Below are 15,029 nucleotides of genomic sequence, written 5' to 3' on the forward strand. Positions count from 1 at the left end.
AAAGACCCTGGACATCGAGTCTGCGGGGCTTGGCCTCATTCCTATTGTGACTGAACGTGTTGCAAGTGTTTTCCGAGCGCTGGCCTCACATGATGTCCAGCTGTTTCCTGTGGTTGTTATTGGCGAGCCGGGTCCCTATTTCTTGCTCAATGTGGTTCGGAAGATTCGCTGTGTCGATGAAGAGGTTTCCCTCGAAGTGCAGTTTCGTACGGCGCCCGAGTTCAAGGATCGCATCGAAGAGTATCGTTCGGTGATTGGGCTGAGAATCGATAAGTCGAAAGTGGGTGACGCTCGCGCGTTTCGGACGTGGGGTTGGCGCACGCCCCTCACTGTCGACGAGGGCATCAAGCAAGCACTGGAGGCAACTCGGTGCTCCGGCGGCAAGTTCGACGAGGCCTGAACGACCCAGCCTTCGCGGTCCTCCGATGCTGCTTCAGTGATCCGCGCGTTTCGGACCGCCACCGTGCCAAGTTCTGCTGGCGTGACGGCGATTCCATCTCCACACCACCCGATATCCGTCTTAGGGTGGAGAGCGCCGTCCGACTCCATCGAGTTGTCTGGGTGCCCGCCCGGTCACGACTCATTTCGGGGGAATTGATGTCCGGCTTGCTCGTGCTGCTGGCGTTGCTGTGCACTGGGGGAATCGTGTTCGCGGTCTTCCGCTCGCGCGGTTCGTCGGGGTCCGCCTCGGGAGAGGCCGGCTCCTCGAAGGAACACCAGCGCCTCTCGGAGAAGACCCTCCGCATCTTCCGCGCGGAGCTGAGCCTTGACGAGGAGATCGCGTTCATTCGCCACCTCTCTCCCCAGATGGCTGAGTGGATGAACCTGCTCGCCGCGGACAAGGTCGATGAGGCGATGCGCGGGGCGGAGGCGGTGCATGCCGCCACACCGAGTTCGCGCCCCGCCACCTGCTTCCTCATGCGCGCACGCCTCGCCATGGGTGACAATCAAGGGGCTGCGCAGATTGCCCAGACCTACTTCTCGGCGGTGGGCAACGCCGAAGTCCAGTCGCAATTGCAGACCTGGTATCACCTGCGGGAGATGAACGTCATCCCCGACCAGGAGACGGCAAGCACCGTGCTCGGGGTCATCGTCGAAGTGAACTACTTCGAGGAAGACGGCGCTCCGGCCATGCCCCTCACCCTCGCGGCCTATCTGGATGGCTCATCCGTCCTCAGTCGAGGACAGCGCACGGTTCTCGCCAGACCCGAATCACAGAAACAGGTCCACGAGGCCGCGCAGCAGCTCGTCGCGGCGGTCATGGAGGTGGAGCGCCCCGCGCCCGGAGCACACCCCACGAAGCCCGTGGAAGACCACCTCATGCGCTTCACCGTCCTCACCGCCGGTGGCCCTGCTGTCATCGAACTCAACTTGGGCGAGGTGCAGGACAACAAGTCCCATCCCCTGTTCAAGCTGCTCCTGCTGGCGACACATCTGCAGATGCTGATCAGCAACGACAAGGACTTCGTCCTCGGGGGAGCGCCAGGGACAGAAGGGCGTCAGCCGTCGGAGACGGCTCCCGAGAAGCGAACTTCCGTGCATTGACGGCCTCGGCATTCCCGAGGGAGTCGCCCCGGAATGCTCCGAGCCTCACCGGGTTCATCTTGGGGCAGCGCTGAACTCTCGACAGGACGCCGAGCGCTCCGAACGGCAGGTGCATCAGCTCCGCCTGTGTTCCTGGTCGAGGCGCCCCTCTTCAGAACGCTCCTCGCGGAGATGTGGTGGTGCGGAAGGGCTCCCTGCGCGCTTGAGGCAAGGGACAGGGGTGAAGCAACCGAATGGTTGCGCTTCGAGATGAGATGATGCAATGTGCAACCAGGAGGTTGCACATGAGCACGACCGACCGCATCGAGAAGTCGACCCTGTTGCGCGCGTCCCAGGGACGCGTCTGGCGAGCCATCACCCACGCCGAGGAGTTCGGCACCTGGTTCCGCGTGAAGCTCGCTGGCCCCTTCGTCCCAGGCCGAGAGGTTCACGGCAAGCTCACCTACCCGGGCTTCGAGCACCTGGCCTTCGCCCTCGTCGTCGACAAGATGGACGCCGAGGTCCTCTTCTCCTACCGCTGGCACCCGTATGCCATCGACCCCAAGGTGGACTACTCAACCGAGCCCATGACGCTGGTCGAGTTCCGGCTGGCGCCCGTCGCCGAGGGCGTTCATCTCACTATCACCGAGTCGGGCTTCGACCGCCTGCCGCCCGGGCGGCGCGATGAGGCCTTCCGCATGAACTCCGGTGGGTGGGCCAAGCAGCTGCAGAACATCGAGCAGCATGTCGCCCCCTAGCGCGCTGGCTGCATCCCAGGTTCGGGACGCGGCGCCCCTGTTCGCGGCGCTTGGAGACGAGACGCGGCTCCAACTGCTCGTCAAGCTCTCCAAGGGTGGGCCTCGGACCGTGGCGCGGATGAGCGAGCAGTCGCAGGTGTCCCGACAGGCCATCGCCAAGCACCTCCAAGTGCTCGCGGAGGCGGGGCTGATTCGCAGCAATCGAGAAGGCCGCGAGCGAATCTGGGAAGTCGAGCCCAAACGCATCGAGGATGCGCGGGATTACCTCGACCGCATCTCCCATCAATGGGACATGGCGCTTGAGCGCCTCAAGCAGTTCGTCGAGGAGTGAGCGGGAGTCTCCCTCCGCCTGGCGTACGCAAGCGGAGGTGCGCCGACGTGCGTGCCCATGGGCCACCGTGCAAGAGCTTTCCACCGGGAATGCACCTTCCAGGTCACGGATGGGTTTCGCGCGAGGGTGTCTGTCTTTCCATGGCCCGCGGCGCGCGGAGGGGTTAGGGAAAGGCGCCCCGGTCCGCCGGGTGCGCCCCCGTCTCCCGTGGAACCTCTCCCTCGCAGGAGTTCACCTTTGAGATTCGTCTCGCTTCGATGGGTGTTGCCTTGGCTGGTCGTGCTCGGCGCCTGCCAGCAGTCCCCGGATTCGCCCTCGGAAGACACGCACGAGGTCGCTCCGCTCGCGGGACAGCTCCTGACCTGTGGAGCCCTCCAGGTTGTCCGCGGCGGCATCGGCGCGGGGCAGGGCATCACGGGGCTGGCCACGCAGACGCTCTCCGGCACGCAGGACCGCTGGGCCGAGTACGTGGAGTTCGCGGCCAACAGTCAGGTGACGTGCTCCTTCGCGCTGCCCGCGTCCCTGACCGGCGTCGCGCTGTCGGCGGCCGAGGTCGGCATCAACTACCGAGGTCCCTCGCGCGCGGAGATGCGGTGGACCTTCGAGGCGTGGGACTACTCGACGGGTACGTGGGTCGCGGTGGGGGACAACACCTTCGCCACCTCGTGGAAGTGGACAGCCTCGGCGCTGACGCTGCCCGGCCCCTTGGAGCGCTTCACGAGCGGCGGTCCCATCCTGGTGCGCTACGGCACCGCCGCGACGGGGGATGTGTCCCAGCTCGACCTGCTCGTCGTGCGCGTCCAACTCGCCGGTGCGACGGACGCGGATGGCGGCACGACCTTGGACGCGGGGACCCCGGTGGATGCCGGAACGGCCGTGGATGCGGGCACCGCGCCCGTGCCCTGGTCGGGCGTGTCCAGCTTCACCTATCAGCTCACGAACTACACCCACTTGAAGCTCGATGAGATCGCCGGCTCGAAGTTCGACCTCGCTGTCGTGGACCTGTCGCGCGATGGCACCAGCGACTACTTCCGCGCTGATGAGATTGCCGCCGTGAAGGCGACGGGCAAGCAGGTGCTCGCGTACTTTGAAATCGGCGCCATCGAGGACACCCGGCCGGAGTGGCCGCAGGTTCCCGCGGACCTCAAGCTGGGCGCCGTGGCCGGCTGGCCCGCCGAGCAGTACGTGAAGTACTGGGATGAGCGCTGGTGGCCCATCGTTCAGGGGCGCATCGACCAGGCCATCACCGCCGGCTTTGATGGGTGCTACCTGGACATGATCGTCACCTACGAGGAGATCGCCGCCAACGCCGCGGGCACCAACCGCGCGGACCTCGCGCGGAAGATGGTGGCGCTCATCCAGCGTGTCAGCCAGTACGCGAAGGCGCGCAAGCCGTCCTTCCGCGTCATGCCCCAGAACTCGCCGGAGCTGGTGGACGAGGCCGGTTATCTGGCCGCCATCGATGGGGTGGCCATGGAGGACATGTACTGGTCCGATGACGCGGCGTGCACCCAGGATTGGTGCGCGCAGAATCGCACCAACGCGGGGCGGGTGCGCGCGGCGGGCAAGTTGGTCCTGACGGTGGACTACGCGGTGCAGGCCGCGCACGTCGCGGATGCCTATACGCGCTCCCGCGCCGCGGGCTTCGTGCCGTATGTTTCGGTGCGGGCGCTCGACCGGATGACGGTGAACGCGGGGTGGGATCCTCACTAGCGTGAGGATGAGTCGCCGGAGCCCCGGGCTCGGGGCTCACGGCGGGTGCGCCGACAAATCGAATGAGGCCGCGTCGATTCCGCACGGCCTCATTCGACGTGGCAGTGCAGTTCCTTTTCCACGAGGCGCCCCATGACCTTGAAGCTCTATTCCCATCCGTTCTCTTCCTACTGCCAGAAGGCGCTGACCGCGCTGTATGAGAATGGAACGCCTTTCGAGTACCGCTCGATGGAAGAGGCGGGGGTGCCTCAAGAGCATGAGAGGCTCTGGCCGCTGAAGCGCATCCCCATCCTGGTGGATGGGGACCGCACCCTCATCGAAGCGACCTGCGTCATCGAGTACCTCCAGCTCTACTACCCGGGACCCGTGCGGCTGCTGCCCGAGGACCCCAAGGCGGCGCTGGAGGTGCGGATGATGGACCGGTTCTTCGACAACTACATCTCCACGCCCCAGCAGAAGGTGGTCTTCGATCGGATCCGCTCCGAGGCGAACCGCGACCCGTATGGCGTGGCCGAGGCGCGCAAGCAGCTCGAGTCCGCCTATGCATGGCTCGACCAGAAGATGGTGGGCCGCACGTGGGCCGCGGGAGAGGACTTCAGCCTGGCGGACTGCGCCGCCGCGCCGTTCCTGTTCTACGCGGACTGGACCCATCCCATCGCGGAGGAGTTCACCCAGGTGAGGGCATACCGGAAGCGATTGCTGGCGCGGCCCTCGTTCGCCCGCGCGGTCAACGAGGCGCGGCCGTACCGGCACTACTTCCCGCTGGGCGCTCCGGCGCGCGACTGAGCTGCGCGGCTCGGTGCCTTGACCGTTCCGGGAAGCCTCCCTAGCGTCTGGCGAGGCGCGGACACCCGGGGCAAAGCAACTCATGGGCAATACAGCGGTCAAGGCGAAGCAGAAGCCCCTCATCGTGGGGCCCATTCCGTCACCCGGTTCGGGCAACTTCGCGGTCGCGTTCACGGACCGAGACGGGGATGGGAAGAAGGTGACCGACCGGGAGATCGCCGTCCTCACGGTCAGCACGACACCGAACGCCCACTATCTTCCGTGGGCGAACGGCGCCTTCACCCGCTGCGAGATCAGCCTCGAATCCGACTCCATCGACTACTTCTTCACCGCGGACCTGAGCGGCTGCAGCCTCTGGTACAAGTTCCAGGACAAGAAGATCCTCATCCGCCACGAGGCGCGCACCACCGCCGAGGCCCAGCTCGAGCACTCCATCGCGGGCTTCAAGTGCGTGGTGAACAGCAGCACCAACCCCGACGACATCCAGCTCAGCGTGGATCCAGACACGAATGTCCGGAGCGCGCAGTTCTACGTGGTCTACGCGCTCCTGGACCATGAGTCGCGGCAGATTGACTTCCGCGTGCAGCTCGTCGCGCAGAAGAAGAACCTGCTCACCCGCGTGGAGACTTACGAGCTGGTCAAGCTGGGCTCCGTGGTGGTGGAGTTCCCCTCGCTGTGAGGCGCGGGGCTACCCGCCCGTGAGCCCGGGGAGGTCCAGCCACGCGATGGGGTTGAACCCGGGCGTGGTGGGCGTCTCGAAGCGCCAGATGAACGACACGCTGTTGAGCGTGGAGCCCTGGAGCGCGCTGGTGAACCCGGACAGGCACGCGCCAACGCCCTGGGGTGAGAGGGATTGGAACTGCGTGCTCGCCGGTGCGCCGCCGCCGAACTGCCGGCCCAGGTTGGTGCGCAGGTAGATTTGATTGATCGACCCCGAGTCGATGTTCCCGCCGCACCCGAAGGCCGCGATGACGTACTCCCCCACCGAGAGGGTGACGTCGCAGACGTCGCTGCCGCTCGCGGTGCCGCGCATCGGCTGCTGGACGCCATCAAGCCATATCTGGAGGCAGTCCACCCGGCTGCCCGAGCGCAGCAGGATGCGGGTGACGTCCTGGTCGTTGGTGGCGGCGTCCTTCTCGTGGCCGCCGCCCGACACATTCCGAGCCCCGCCCAGCGGGCCCGTCACGGCGTGCACGTAGCTCTCGATGGGCACCTGTCCCGTGGAGCCGAAGCACGGCCACATGTACGAGAGGTTCACCCAGCCCAGCACGTTGACGACGAACTGCTGCGTGTAGAGGAACTTCTCCGCGTCGTTGAACTGGAGCTGGGTCTGGGCCCACGCCTGCTGCTCCACGAAGGCTTGCTTCGCCATCACCTTCAGCGCGGGAGTCGCGTCCGCCAGCAACGCGTCCAGTGCCTGCTTGAAGGCCTCGCGCTTCTGGGCGCCCTCCGTGCCGTACCAGGGCGCCGAGGCGTAGATCTGATCGAAGTAGCGCCACCGCGCGCTGTACACGGCCAGGGCCACCGTGAAGTAGGCGGACGTATAGGGAAGCTTCTGGGTGGGGTACTGGGACGCGGGATGGCTGGCGTTGTAGGTGAAGAACGGGGCCCGGTCCGCGAGGAGCTGACAGAGGCTGTCATACTCGTTGTAGAGGCCGTCATTCAGATACAGCTTGATGGCGTTGAGGACGCCCGTGAACTCATCCTCGATCTGGCTCATCACCGAGGACTCGACCCCGGTGAAGACAGCCTTCACGACGAAGCGCTGGATGGCCTCCCACACGGCGTTGATGTCGGTGGTGGAGGGCCAGAAGATGTCCAGCAGGTCCCCCAGGAAGCCGCCGACGTCTGGGATGAGATTGATGAGCGCGCCGACCAGGTCCTCCATGTCGCTGGCGACCGTGGAGAACGTCTCCTCGCCGTCCACGACCGCGAGCTGGGTGACGGTGCCGTTGGTGGCCTTGGAGACGCCCGGCCAGCCCGAGGGCTGCGAGCTGTACATCTGGAAGCTGTCGATGTTGTCTCCCATGTTGAACTGGCCCTTCAGGTCGCTCACCAGGGAGTTGGGGCCGAAGTACAGCTTCTTCTTGTCCGAGTGCTTCTCGTTGTAGTCCTCGTCTTCATAGACAATCAGCCACGTCTGGGGCCCGGTGACCAAGGACTCGATGTGGTCCCCCACCTTCGCGCCGCTGGGGGAGCTGGAGCCGAACAAGGTGAAGTTGTAGTCGTCCAGTTCCGGCACGTTCTGGGCGCCGGTGAAGTTGATGTACGCGTGCTGATAGCCCCACACGTCGAAGAATTGGACCCAGGTTCCGGATGCGCTCGTGCTCGGCATGGTGCCCCCCAAGGGTGATGGCAGCGTTCGGCCGGGGCGCCTGTGCAAGCCATGGGCCCGATGTCGCTCCAGAGCGCCTGCGCTGGGGATGGCGGCGAGCGTGGGGCGGATCTGCGTCACGTCAGGACGCACCTGCGTTGGCTCGGATGCTCGATGGGGCGAGGCGCGTGAATATGTCGCACGGTGCGTGCGTCCAGGCGGCTCGGGCCGATTTCCTCGGGAGAAAGCGAATGAGCCGCATCGTGGTGTTGGCGTTGTTGCTGTGTGGGGTCTCCGCGAGGGCTGAAGAGCCTCGGTGCGTGAGCAACTATGGGAAGACCGCCTGCGGCTATCACTGCGTGGCGAACTACGCGCAGGTGAAGTGCGCCCAGACGGAAGAGGGCGTCTGCACCGCCAACTATGGCGAGGTGGTGTGCTGGGACCCGCCCTTGAGAGGCCACCACCGCCACGAGCACGACTCCGACTCTCCTCGAGCCCAGTGCGTCAGCAACTACGGCATGACGGCGTGCGGCTATGGCTGCGTGGCCAACTATGGCGAGGTCAAATGCGCCCAGACGCCGAGGGGCGTGTGCACCGCCTCGAATGGCCACGTGACGTGCTTCGACCCGCGCTGACCTGACGGGTCGTCCTGTCTGGCACGACTCCGCGCGTCGCGCTCAGCGCAGCCGCCAGATGCCGGTGGAATGCGCGGGCAGGCGCACGCGCCAGTTGCCCGAGCCACCCGTGGGCACGGGGACATCCCGGTCGGTGAAGAGGGGCTCGGCGGTGTCGCCGGGCACCGCGAAGGGCCCGCTGGTGACGAGCGCGCCGGAGAGGTTGTGCACCACCAGCACCTGCTCCTCGCCCGAGAAGCGCACGTAGGCGAGCGTGGGGGAGGCCCCGTTGGGGGGCGTGAGGAGCGTCAGGCCGCCCGCCGTGAGCGCGGCCGAGGCGTGGCGCGCGCGCAGCAGGGCCTGGTAACGCGACAGCAGCGAGCTGGTGACGCCGCGCTGGGCCGCGACGTTGGCCGTCTCGCGGCCGGTCGAGAAGCCGTACCACGGCGTGCCGGTGGTGAAGCCGCCGCCCGTGCTCGTGTCCCAGGGCATGGGGGTGCGCTTGGCCTCGTCGTTGTTGCCCGCGCCGTTGGCGAGCCCCACCTCCTCGCCGTAGTACAGGAAGGGCGCGCCGGGCAGCGTGAGCAGCAACGCGGCGGCGGTGCCCAGCTTGACGGAGTCACCCTGGAGCTGGGTGGCCAGCCGGACCATGTCGTGGTTGGTGAGGAAGGGCGCATCGGCTACGCCCGCGGGATAGCGCGCGGTCATGTCGACGAGCTTGCCCGCGATGCCGCTCGCGTCCCCTGAGCCGAGCGCCGCGATGAGGCGCTCGGACATGGGGAAGTTGAAGTTGAGGGACAGCTCGTCTCCGCCGGGCACCTGCGCGGTGTCGCCGTAGTACGTGGCGATGACCGGCGTGTCGCTCCAGTTCTCGCCTACGAGCACCGCGTCTGGTTTGACGGCGTGCACGTGCGCGGCGAACTCCTTCCAGAAGGCGTGCGTCTGCGGCGTGTCGGACTGGCCCGGGCCACCGCCCGTCTCGATGAGGTAGCGGGCCGCGTCCAGGCGGAAGCCATCCGCGCCGCGCGACAGCCACAGCGACGCGAGCCGCTTGACTTCGTCACGGACCGCGGGCGTGGCGAGGTTCAGGTCCGGCATCCCGCTCCAGAAGACGCCGTAGAAGTACGCGCCATTGAGCGGGTGCCACGTCGGGTCGCTCGCGTAGGGGCTCCACGGCTGATTCCAGCCGAGGTTGCGGTCGCGCCAGACATACCAATCGCGGTGCGCCGCGGTGGGCGAGGCGGCCGAGTCGACGAACCACGGATGCTGCGCGCTGGTGTGGTTGATGACGAAGTCGAGGATGACGCGCAGGCCTCGCCGGTGTGCCTCGTCGCACAGCGTCTGGAAGTCCGCGAGCGTGCCGTAGTCCGGCTGGATGCGCTCGTAGTCCGTGACGTCGTAGCCGTGGTAGCTGGGCGAGGCGAACACGGGCATCAGCCACAGCGCGTCCACGCCCAGGTCGCGCAGGTAGTCGAGCCGCGAGGTGAGGCCCGGCAGGTCTCCCACGCCGTCGCCGTTGGAGTCCTGGAAGCTGCGGACGAAGACCTCGTAGAACACGGCGCCCCGGTGCCACGCCCCGCCCGCGGGAGGCATGAGGGTGAGGGACGTGCTCGGGGACAGCGGTTGCGGCTCGGGATTCGGCGCGGTGTTGGCGCAGGCGGACAGCAAGGCCGCGGCGAGCAGGGACACGCTGCGAGGGAAGCGCATGGGCTCGCTCTAGCAGTGAATGGCGCGCGGCGACCAGCCTGGCGCCGCGCGTTCGTTGCTCACAGGCGCAGCGGTGGCTCGATGAGCATGGGGTCGGTGGCCTTCGGGTCGTCCGGGTCGAAGGCGGGTGAGCCTGGCCCCGCGCCGGTGGGCTTCCAGTGGCGCGCCACGCGCTCGATGCCCACGGGGAACACCGTGAGCCGTCCGTCCGCGTCGATGCGCAGCCGCAGGAAGTTCTTGTAGTCCGGCAGGGCGAGCGAGCCGAACGCCTCGTTGGAGTGTGCTCCGAAGACGTTGACGCTCAGCCAGAGGTACAGCCCCACGAGGAACGGCCCGACGAGGAAGCCCCCCATGAACGTGAAGGTGCACGAGAGGAGGAACTTGCCGGCCAGGTGCATCCACCCGTCCGCGCAATGCGAGCCGTCCGCGGTGAGCACCGGACAGATGCCCAGCTTGCTCACCGTCAGGTACGTGCCGCCCCACGACACGAGGAACGCCGCGAGGATGTGGCTGAGGCCGTGCACCGCGCCCACCAGCGCGCGCCACTTGCCGAACGCCGCGTCCGCCAGCGAGATGAGCCCGCCGATGGTGACGAGCCCCAGCGCGAGCGTCCACGGTCGGTTCACCATGTTGTTGGCCACCGCGGTGAGCACCTCGGGGAGCTGCGACACGCCGAGCGAGCCCACCTCCGCGTAGGCGGCCAGCGCCATGAGCAGGTACAGCGTGCCGGTGATGACGCCGAACCCGGGGCTGTACCGGATGAGCAGCAGGTTCTTGCGCGCGAGCTTCCGCGACGTCTTCTCATCCGGGAAGCTCTTCTGGAGCTTGTAGCCGTCGCGCAGCGTGGGCGCGGCGGGCGCGTGCGTGGGGTGCAGGAAGGCGCCGCCTCCGCCCGCGGTGATTTTCTGCCGGCCCGCGGCGTCCTCGTGTCGGCGGTAGTGGTGCAGGTCGCCCGCGAGGAAGACGCTGATGCGCCGGCCCAGCACCTTCTCCTGGAGGTACTCCAGGTTGTTCTCCAGGTAGCTGCCCTTGCGCCGCGTGGACGCGGCCATGATCCACGCCGGCTCCGCGTTGCAGAGGATGACGCGGTCCTCGGGGCCCATCTGCTGCGCCACGTTGCGGAAGTACTCGACCTGGGGCACGTCGATGTCGCTGTTGAGCTGCACGTCGGTGCCGATGAGCCACCATGACTGCGGCAGCTTCAGCGCGAAGTAGCTGCGGCTCTGGCGCGTGCGCCGTCCGGCCACCCAGCGCTGCGCGCAGAACAGGCGCATGAAGGCAGACAGGCCGTCGTACCAGTCATGGTTGCCTGGGATGACGAACAGGTCCGGCTGGTTGGGCGGGTGCGAGCGGCGCATGGCGGCCTCGTAGGGCTGCACCATGCGCTCCTCGTACACCTCGCGGCTTGCGCCTGGGTACACCTGGTCTCCGCCGAACACGAGCACCCGGCCGCGCTTCGTCGCGTGCGTGGCCGTGCCGCCGCGCACCGGCAGGTTCAGCTCGGGCAGCGCCAACAGCCGCGCCACCGTGTACGTGGAGTCCCAGCCGTCTCCAATGTCTGACACGTAGTCGAGCCAGAACTCGCCGTTCGGCGCCGACTCGCTCGAATAGTCGAAGTAGGGCTCTTGAGGCCGCACCACCGCTTCGATGAGCCGCAGGTCCGCGCGCGTGCCGAACACCGTGGACACCAGCGCGTCCAACCCCGTGCGGAACACCTGACCGGGATGCAGCCAGCGCACCATGTCCGCGTGGTGGTGCGGCTTGGTTGCCGTGGCGCTGCCTCGCTCGCGCACGCGGCGGGCGATGGGCTCGGGCTCCAGCGGGGTGGGCGGGTTGCGAAGCTCGGGCTCACCCGCCATTGCGCACGTCCTCCCGAGGCCCCTGCGTGAAGCGCTGCTCGGGCCCAGGGCCCGCGTACACCTGCACGGCCCGGAACGCGGGGCCCGGCGTCACCACCCGCGCCGAGTGCTTCGCGCCCGCGGGGATGTAGACCGCGTCGCCCGCGCTCACGCGCATCCCCTGGCCATTCACGGTCATGTCCGCGGCGCCCGCCTGGACGTAGAGCAGCTCCGCGCTGGTGGCGTGCACGTGCTCGGGCACCTCGCCGCCCGCGTCCAGCTCCAGCACGGACATCGACGCGGCGGTCGCGCCGGTGCTCGCGTTGAGCATCAGCGTCGCGTGGCCCCTGCCGCCGGCAATCGTGTAGCGGGGTGACCCGGCGGTGGACACGCGGTAGCGAGGCGTCGCGGCCGGCGCGGGCTCGGAACGCGCGGGCTCGGAACGCGCGGGCTCGGAACGCGCGGGCTCGGAAGAAGGGGGCGCCGGGTCGCGGGCCCACGCCAGGGCGGCGGTGCCCAGGGCCATGGCGGTCAGCACGGCGAGCAGGGGTCGGTGAGGCATGACGCCTGAATTACCATGTCCTCCACCCTTGCCTGGAGGGGAGGCATGCACGGGATGTCTTTCCCTGGCGGCGCGGGCTCGGGCACCCTGGGGGGCATGTCGGCTTCGCCCCTCGAGAACTTCCCCATCGTGGTGCCCTTCACCGTCCACTGGAGCGAGATGGACGCGTTCGGGCACGTGAACAACGCGCGCACCTTCACGTGGTTCGAGTCCGCGCGCATCGCCTATCTGGCGCGCATCGGGCTGACCGGCCCCACGGCGGCGGGGGCGGACACCGCGCCGGGCGGAGTGGGCCCCATCCTCGCCACCACGCAGGCGGACTACCTGCGGCCCGTCGTCTTCCCGGCGCGGCTGGTGGCCGGGGCGCGCGTCACGCGCATCGGCAATGCGTCCATCACCTTCGAGCACGCGGTGGCGGGCGAGGAGGACGGCGTGCTCTACACGCGCGGCAGCTCCGTCATCGTCACGCTGCGCTACGCCGCGCACGAGAAGGTGCCGGTGCCCCAGCCCATCCGCGCCGCCATCGAGGCGCTGGAGGGCCGGTCGTTCAGTCCGGCTTCTGATACGTCTCGATGACGGCGTTCACCTGCTCGGTGACCGCCTGAAGCGTCTCGGCCGCGCCGCGCGTGGCGTCCACGCGGTCGAGCGTGGCCTGCATGAGCCCGGTCAGGTCCGTCACCGCGGTGAACAGCTGCGCCACCCCCGCGGCCTGCTGTCCCACGGTGGCGGCGATCTGCCGGACGGAGTCCGAGCTGCCGCGCACCATGCCGGACAGCGTGCGCAGGCTCTCGCCGGAGACCTGGATGGCCTCCATTCCGCGACCCATGCGCTCGGCGCCGCGTCGCGCCAGCTCCACGACGTCCTGGATGCCCTGGCGCGTGTCATCCACGGCGGAGCGCACCTGCCCCGTGGCCTGCACGGACTGTGACGCGAGGCTGCGAATCTCTCGCGCCACCACGGCGAAGCCCTTGCCCTGCTCGCCGACGCGGGCCGCCTCGATGGCGGCGTTGAGGGCGAGCACGTTGGATTGGTCCGCCAGGTCCTTCACCGCCTGCGCGATGCCGGCGATTTGAGCGGTGTGCGTCTCCAGCCCCTGGATGCGCTCGGAGATCTCCGTGGCCTGCGCGCGGATGTCCGCGAGCGCGCTCACGCTGCTGCTGATGGCGGACTCGGCGGTGGCGCCCACGTCGCCCGCGTCCTCGGTGGTCGCGAGCACGCGCTGCGCCTGCTGCGCGGCCACCTGCGCTGTCTGACGAATCTCCTCCGCGGTCACCTGCGCCTCGTGGAGCGCCTGCGCCTGGCGACCCAGCGTCTCGCGCTGCGCGGCGGTGGCGAGCGTGAGGGTGCGCATGGCGTCCTTCAGCGCCTGGGCGGAGCGGGCCAGGGGGCGCACGACGCGCTCCTCCACCGCGCTCCGGGACAGCTCCAGCCGGGCCTCGCGCTCGGCGGCTTCGCGCAAGTCCCGCTGGCCATGGATGCAGGACACGATGAGGAAGAGGTCCTCGAACACCACCCACGCGGCGTGCTCCAGCCAGCGCCAGGACTCCGCGCCGTGCGCGCCGAAGATGGACTCCGGCCAGTAGGCGCCGCGCAGGACGTGGTCCGCCGCGACCACGCCACTGAAGGTGAGCAGCACGCGCCAGTCCCGATAGAAGGCCAACAGCGCCAGCGAGCCGAAGATGTGGAAGTGCGTCTCGATGCGCCCACCGGTCAGGTGGATGAGCAGCGCGGACATCAGCGCCTGTCCCACGGCGATGACGTGGCGCGTGGACACCCGCCCCGGACGTCCGAGCGCGAGCGCGACGGGCACGCTGCCAAAGAGGAAGCCCAGCACCACGGCGGCCCACACGTGCTCGTGCACGCGGCTGTCCAGCCCCGACCACGTGCGCGGCGAGACGATGAGCGCCGCCACGATGCCACCCAGCCACTGCAACCCCATCAGCAGGGCGAACGTGCGGTCGGTGCGGCGGTGCAGGATGCGGGACTGCGCGGTGAGGAACTCCTGCGCGCGCGCTTCCACGTCGAGGTGGGACAGGCGGATGTTCATGGCGAGGCGGGCGTGCCCAGCAGGCAGCCAAAGACAGGGGTGGAGGAAGAGGACGCGGGGCGGGAGGCCAGCAGCGCGCGGATGGCGCGTCCGCCCTCACTGTCTCCCTCGTGTCCCCGCGCGACGGTCAGCCCGCCGCTGAACTGGTGGGTGCCATCCGGGCCGTAGAGGACCACCTGCCCGGAGGTTTGCGCGCCGAGCCGCCGCGCCATCGCGCCGTCCACGTCCGCGGTCACCTCCACGCCGGGAATGGCGGCGGCCTGGGCCCACAGCTCGCCGCGCTCCCAGCCTCGCGGCGCCTGCCGCGGAGACCCCACGAAGACGCGCGTGGTGAGGTGCCCGGCCGAGTCCTCCATGAGCCGCGCCAGCTCCGTCAGCGTGGCCCGCGAACAGGGGCAGCGAGGATGGACGAACACCCACAGCGACCACGCCCCCGGGCGCGTCCGCGCCGCGAGGTCGGCGGGCAGGGTCGAGGGCGCCGCCTCCGAGGGGCCCGCCGTGAGCGCGTGCACCCACAACGCGCGAGCCCCCGCCGCCGCCGCGAGCCCCCAGCCCACGAGGAGTGCCACGAGTCCCCAGCGGCGCGTTCGTGGGCGCCATCGCCCCCAGAAGGGGACGCCGCGGACAGGGGATTCGGAAGCGGAGGCGGAAGGCATGGACCCGGCTGCGAGGTGGGGACAGGGCGCGGGACGGCACTCGCCCAGCGGCTGCGAACAGACCAGAGTGATGGGTCGAGTTCAACCCAGTCGAGCACGCCGACGCACTGGCCGTACGCCTGGAGGGGGAGCGCGGGGTGCGGCCGAACGGGACCGCCCCGAGGGGCGCGCCGGCTGTT

General features: G+C 68.7%; 15 protein-coding genes. 9 read left to right on the forward strand and 6 right to left on the reverse strand.

From position 1 onward, the window contains the following. Positions 1-13 precede the first annotated feature (13 nt). From KRR26_RS29750 to KRR26_RS29780, 7 genes are all read left to right on the forward strand, one after another. Positions 14-400, forward strand: a complete 387-nt coding sequence (locus tag KRR26_RS29750) for an imm11 family protein (protein ID WP_328707238.1) — start codon at positions 14-16, stop codon at positions 398-400. 197 nt (positions 401-597) lie between these two features. After that, positions 598-1,545, forward strand: a complete 948-nt coding sequence (locus tag KRR26_RS29755) for a hypothetical protein (protein WP_217081453.1) — start codon at positions 598-600, stop codon at positions 1,543-1,545. 284 nt (positions 1,546-1,829) lie between these two features. After that, positions 1,830-2,282, forward strand: coding sequence for an SRPBCC family protein (locus tag KRR26_RS29760; protein WP_236069330.1), 453 nt, complete (start codon positions 1,830-1,832; stop codon positions 2,280-2,282). Continuing rightward, positions 2,269-2,613, forward strand: coding sequence for an ArsR/SmtB family transcription factor (locus KRR26_RS29765; RefSeq protein ID WP_120206301.1), 345 nt, complete (start codon positions 2,269-2,271; stop codon positions 2,611-2,613). The genes KRR26_RS29760 and KRR26_RS29765 overlap by 14 nt, the downstream gene beginning before the upstream one ends. Before the next feature lie 237 nt (positions 2,614-2,850). Continuing rightward, positions 2,851-4,326, forward strand: a complete 1,476-nt coding sequence (locus KRR26_RS29770; RefSeq protein ID WP_233576912.1) for an endo alpha-1,4 polygalactosaminidase — start codon at positions 2,851-2,853, stop codon at positions 4,324-4,326. Positions 4,327-4,458: 132 nt separating this feature from the next. Beyond that, positions 4,459-5,112 (forward strand): glutathione S-transferase family protein, encoded by a 654-nt coding sequence (locus tag KRR26_RS29775; protein WP_120206299.1) that lies wholly within the window; start codon positions 4,459-4,461, stop codon positions 5,110-5,112. Positions 5,113-5,194: 82 nt separating this feature from the next. Then, positions 5,195-5,791 carry a hypothetical protein gene (locus KRR26_RS29780; protein WP_217081455.1) on the forward strand — a complete coding sequence of 199 codons (597 nt, stop codon included), beginning with the start codon at positions 5,195-5,197 and terminating at the stop codon, positions 5,789-5,791. A gap of 9 nt (positions 5,792-5,800) precedes the next feature. On the opposite strand, the gene KRR26_RS37060 is transcribed toward KRR26_RS29780, so the two are convergent. Beyond that, positions 5,801-7,447, reverse strand: coding sequence for a jacalin-like lectin (locus KRR26_RS37060; RefSeq protein ID WP_233576911.1), 1,647 nt, complete (start codon positions 7,445-7,447; stop codon positions 5,801-5,803). Between the two features lie 230 nt (positions 7,448-7,677). Between KRR26_RS37060 and KRR26_RS29795 the strand changes: the two genes are divergently transcribed. Then, on the forward strand, positions 7,678-8,061 hold the full coding sequence (locus tag KRR26_RS29795) for a hypothetical protein (RefSeq protein WP_120206297.1): 384 nt from the start codon (positions 7,678-7,680) through the stop codon (positions 8,059-8,061). A 42-nt stretch (positions 8,062-8,103) separates the two neighbouring features. On the opposite strand, the gene KRR26_RS29800 is transcribed toward KRR26_RS29795, so the two are convergent. The 3 genes from KRR26_RS29800 to KRR26_RS29810 are packed head-to-tail and all read right to left on the reverse strand — an operon-like array spanning position 8,104 to position 12,147. Beyond that, positions 8,104-9,747 carry an alpha-amylase family glycosyl hydrolase gene (locus KRR26_RS29800; protein ID WP_217081456.1) on the reverse strand — a complete coding sequence of 548 codons (1,644 nt, stop codon included), beginning with the start codon at positions 9,745-9,747 and terminating at the stop codon, positions 8,104-8,106. 59 nt (positions 9,748-9,806) lie between these two features. Then, positions 9,807-11,606, reverse strand: coding sequence for a metallophosphoesterase (locus KRR26_RS29805; RefSeq protein ID WP_120206295.1), 1,800 nt, complete (start codon positions 11,604-11,606; stop codon positions 9,807-9,809). Further along, positions 11,596-12,147, reverse strand: a complete 552-nt coding sequence (locus KRR26_RS29810) for a cupin domain-containing protein (protein ID WP_236069331.1) — start codon at positions 12,145-12,147, stop codon at positions 11,596-11,598. Before KRR26_RS29810 ends, KRR26_RS29805 begins: the two co-directional genes overlap by 11 nt. A 96-nt stretch (positions 12,148-12,243) precedes the next feature. Here KRR26_RS29810 and KRR26_RS29815 point away from each other — a divergent pair, with 96 nt between their 5' ends. Further along, complete coding sequence (locus tag KRR26_RS29815) at positions 12,244-12,723, forward strand: acyl-CoA thioesterase (RefSeq protein ID WP_120206455.1); 480 nt, start codon at positions 12,244-12,246, stop codon at positions 12,721-12,723. On the opposite strand, the gene KRR26_RS29820 is transcribed toward KRR26_RS29815, so the two are convergent. Together KRR26_RS29820 and KRR26_RS29825 are read right to left on the reverse strand one after the other, a co-directional pair. Then, positions 12,695-14,194 (reverse strand): methyl-accepting chemotaxis protein, encoded by a 1,500-nt coding sequence (locus tag KRR26_RS29820; protein WP_120206294.1) that lies wholly within the window; start codon positions 14,192-14,194, stop codon positions 12,695-12,697. The genes KRR26_RS29815 and KRR26_RS29820 overlap by 29 nt on opposite strands. Next, on the reverse strand, positions 14,191-14,763 hold the full coding sequence (locus KRR26_RS29825; protein ID WP_217081457.1) for a thioredoxin domain-containing protein: 573 nt from the start codon (positions 14,761-14,763) through the stop codon (positions 14,191-14,193). The genes KRR26_RS29820 and KRR26_RS29825 overlap by 4 nt, the downstream gene beginning before the upstream one ends. Between the last annotated feature and the right edge of the window lie 266 nt (positions 14,764-15,029).

Origin of the sequence: Citreicoccus inhibens, from assembly GCF_019039035.1 — a bacterium.
GTDB lineage: Bacteria > Myxococcota > Myxococcia > Myxococcales > Myxococcaceae > Citreicoccus > Citreicoccus inhibens.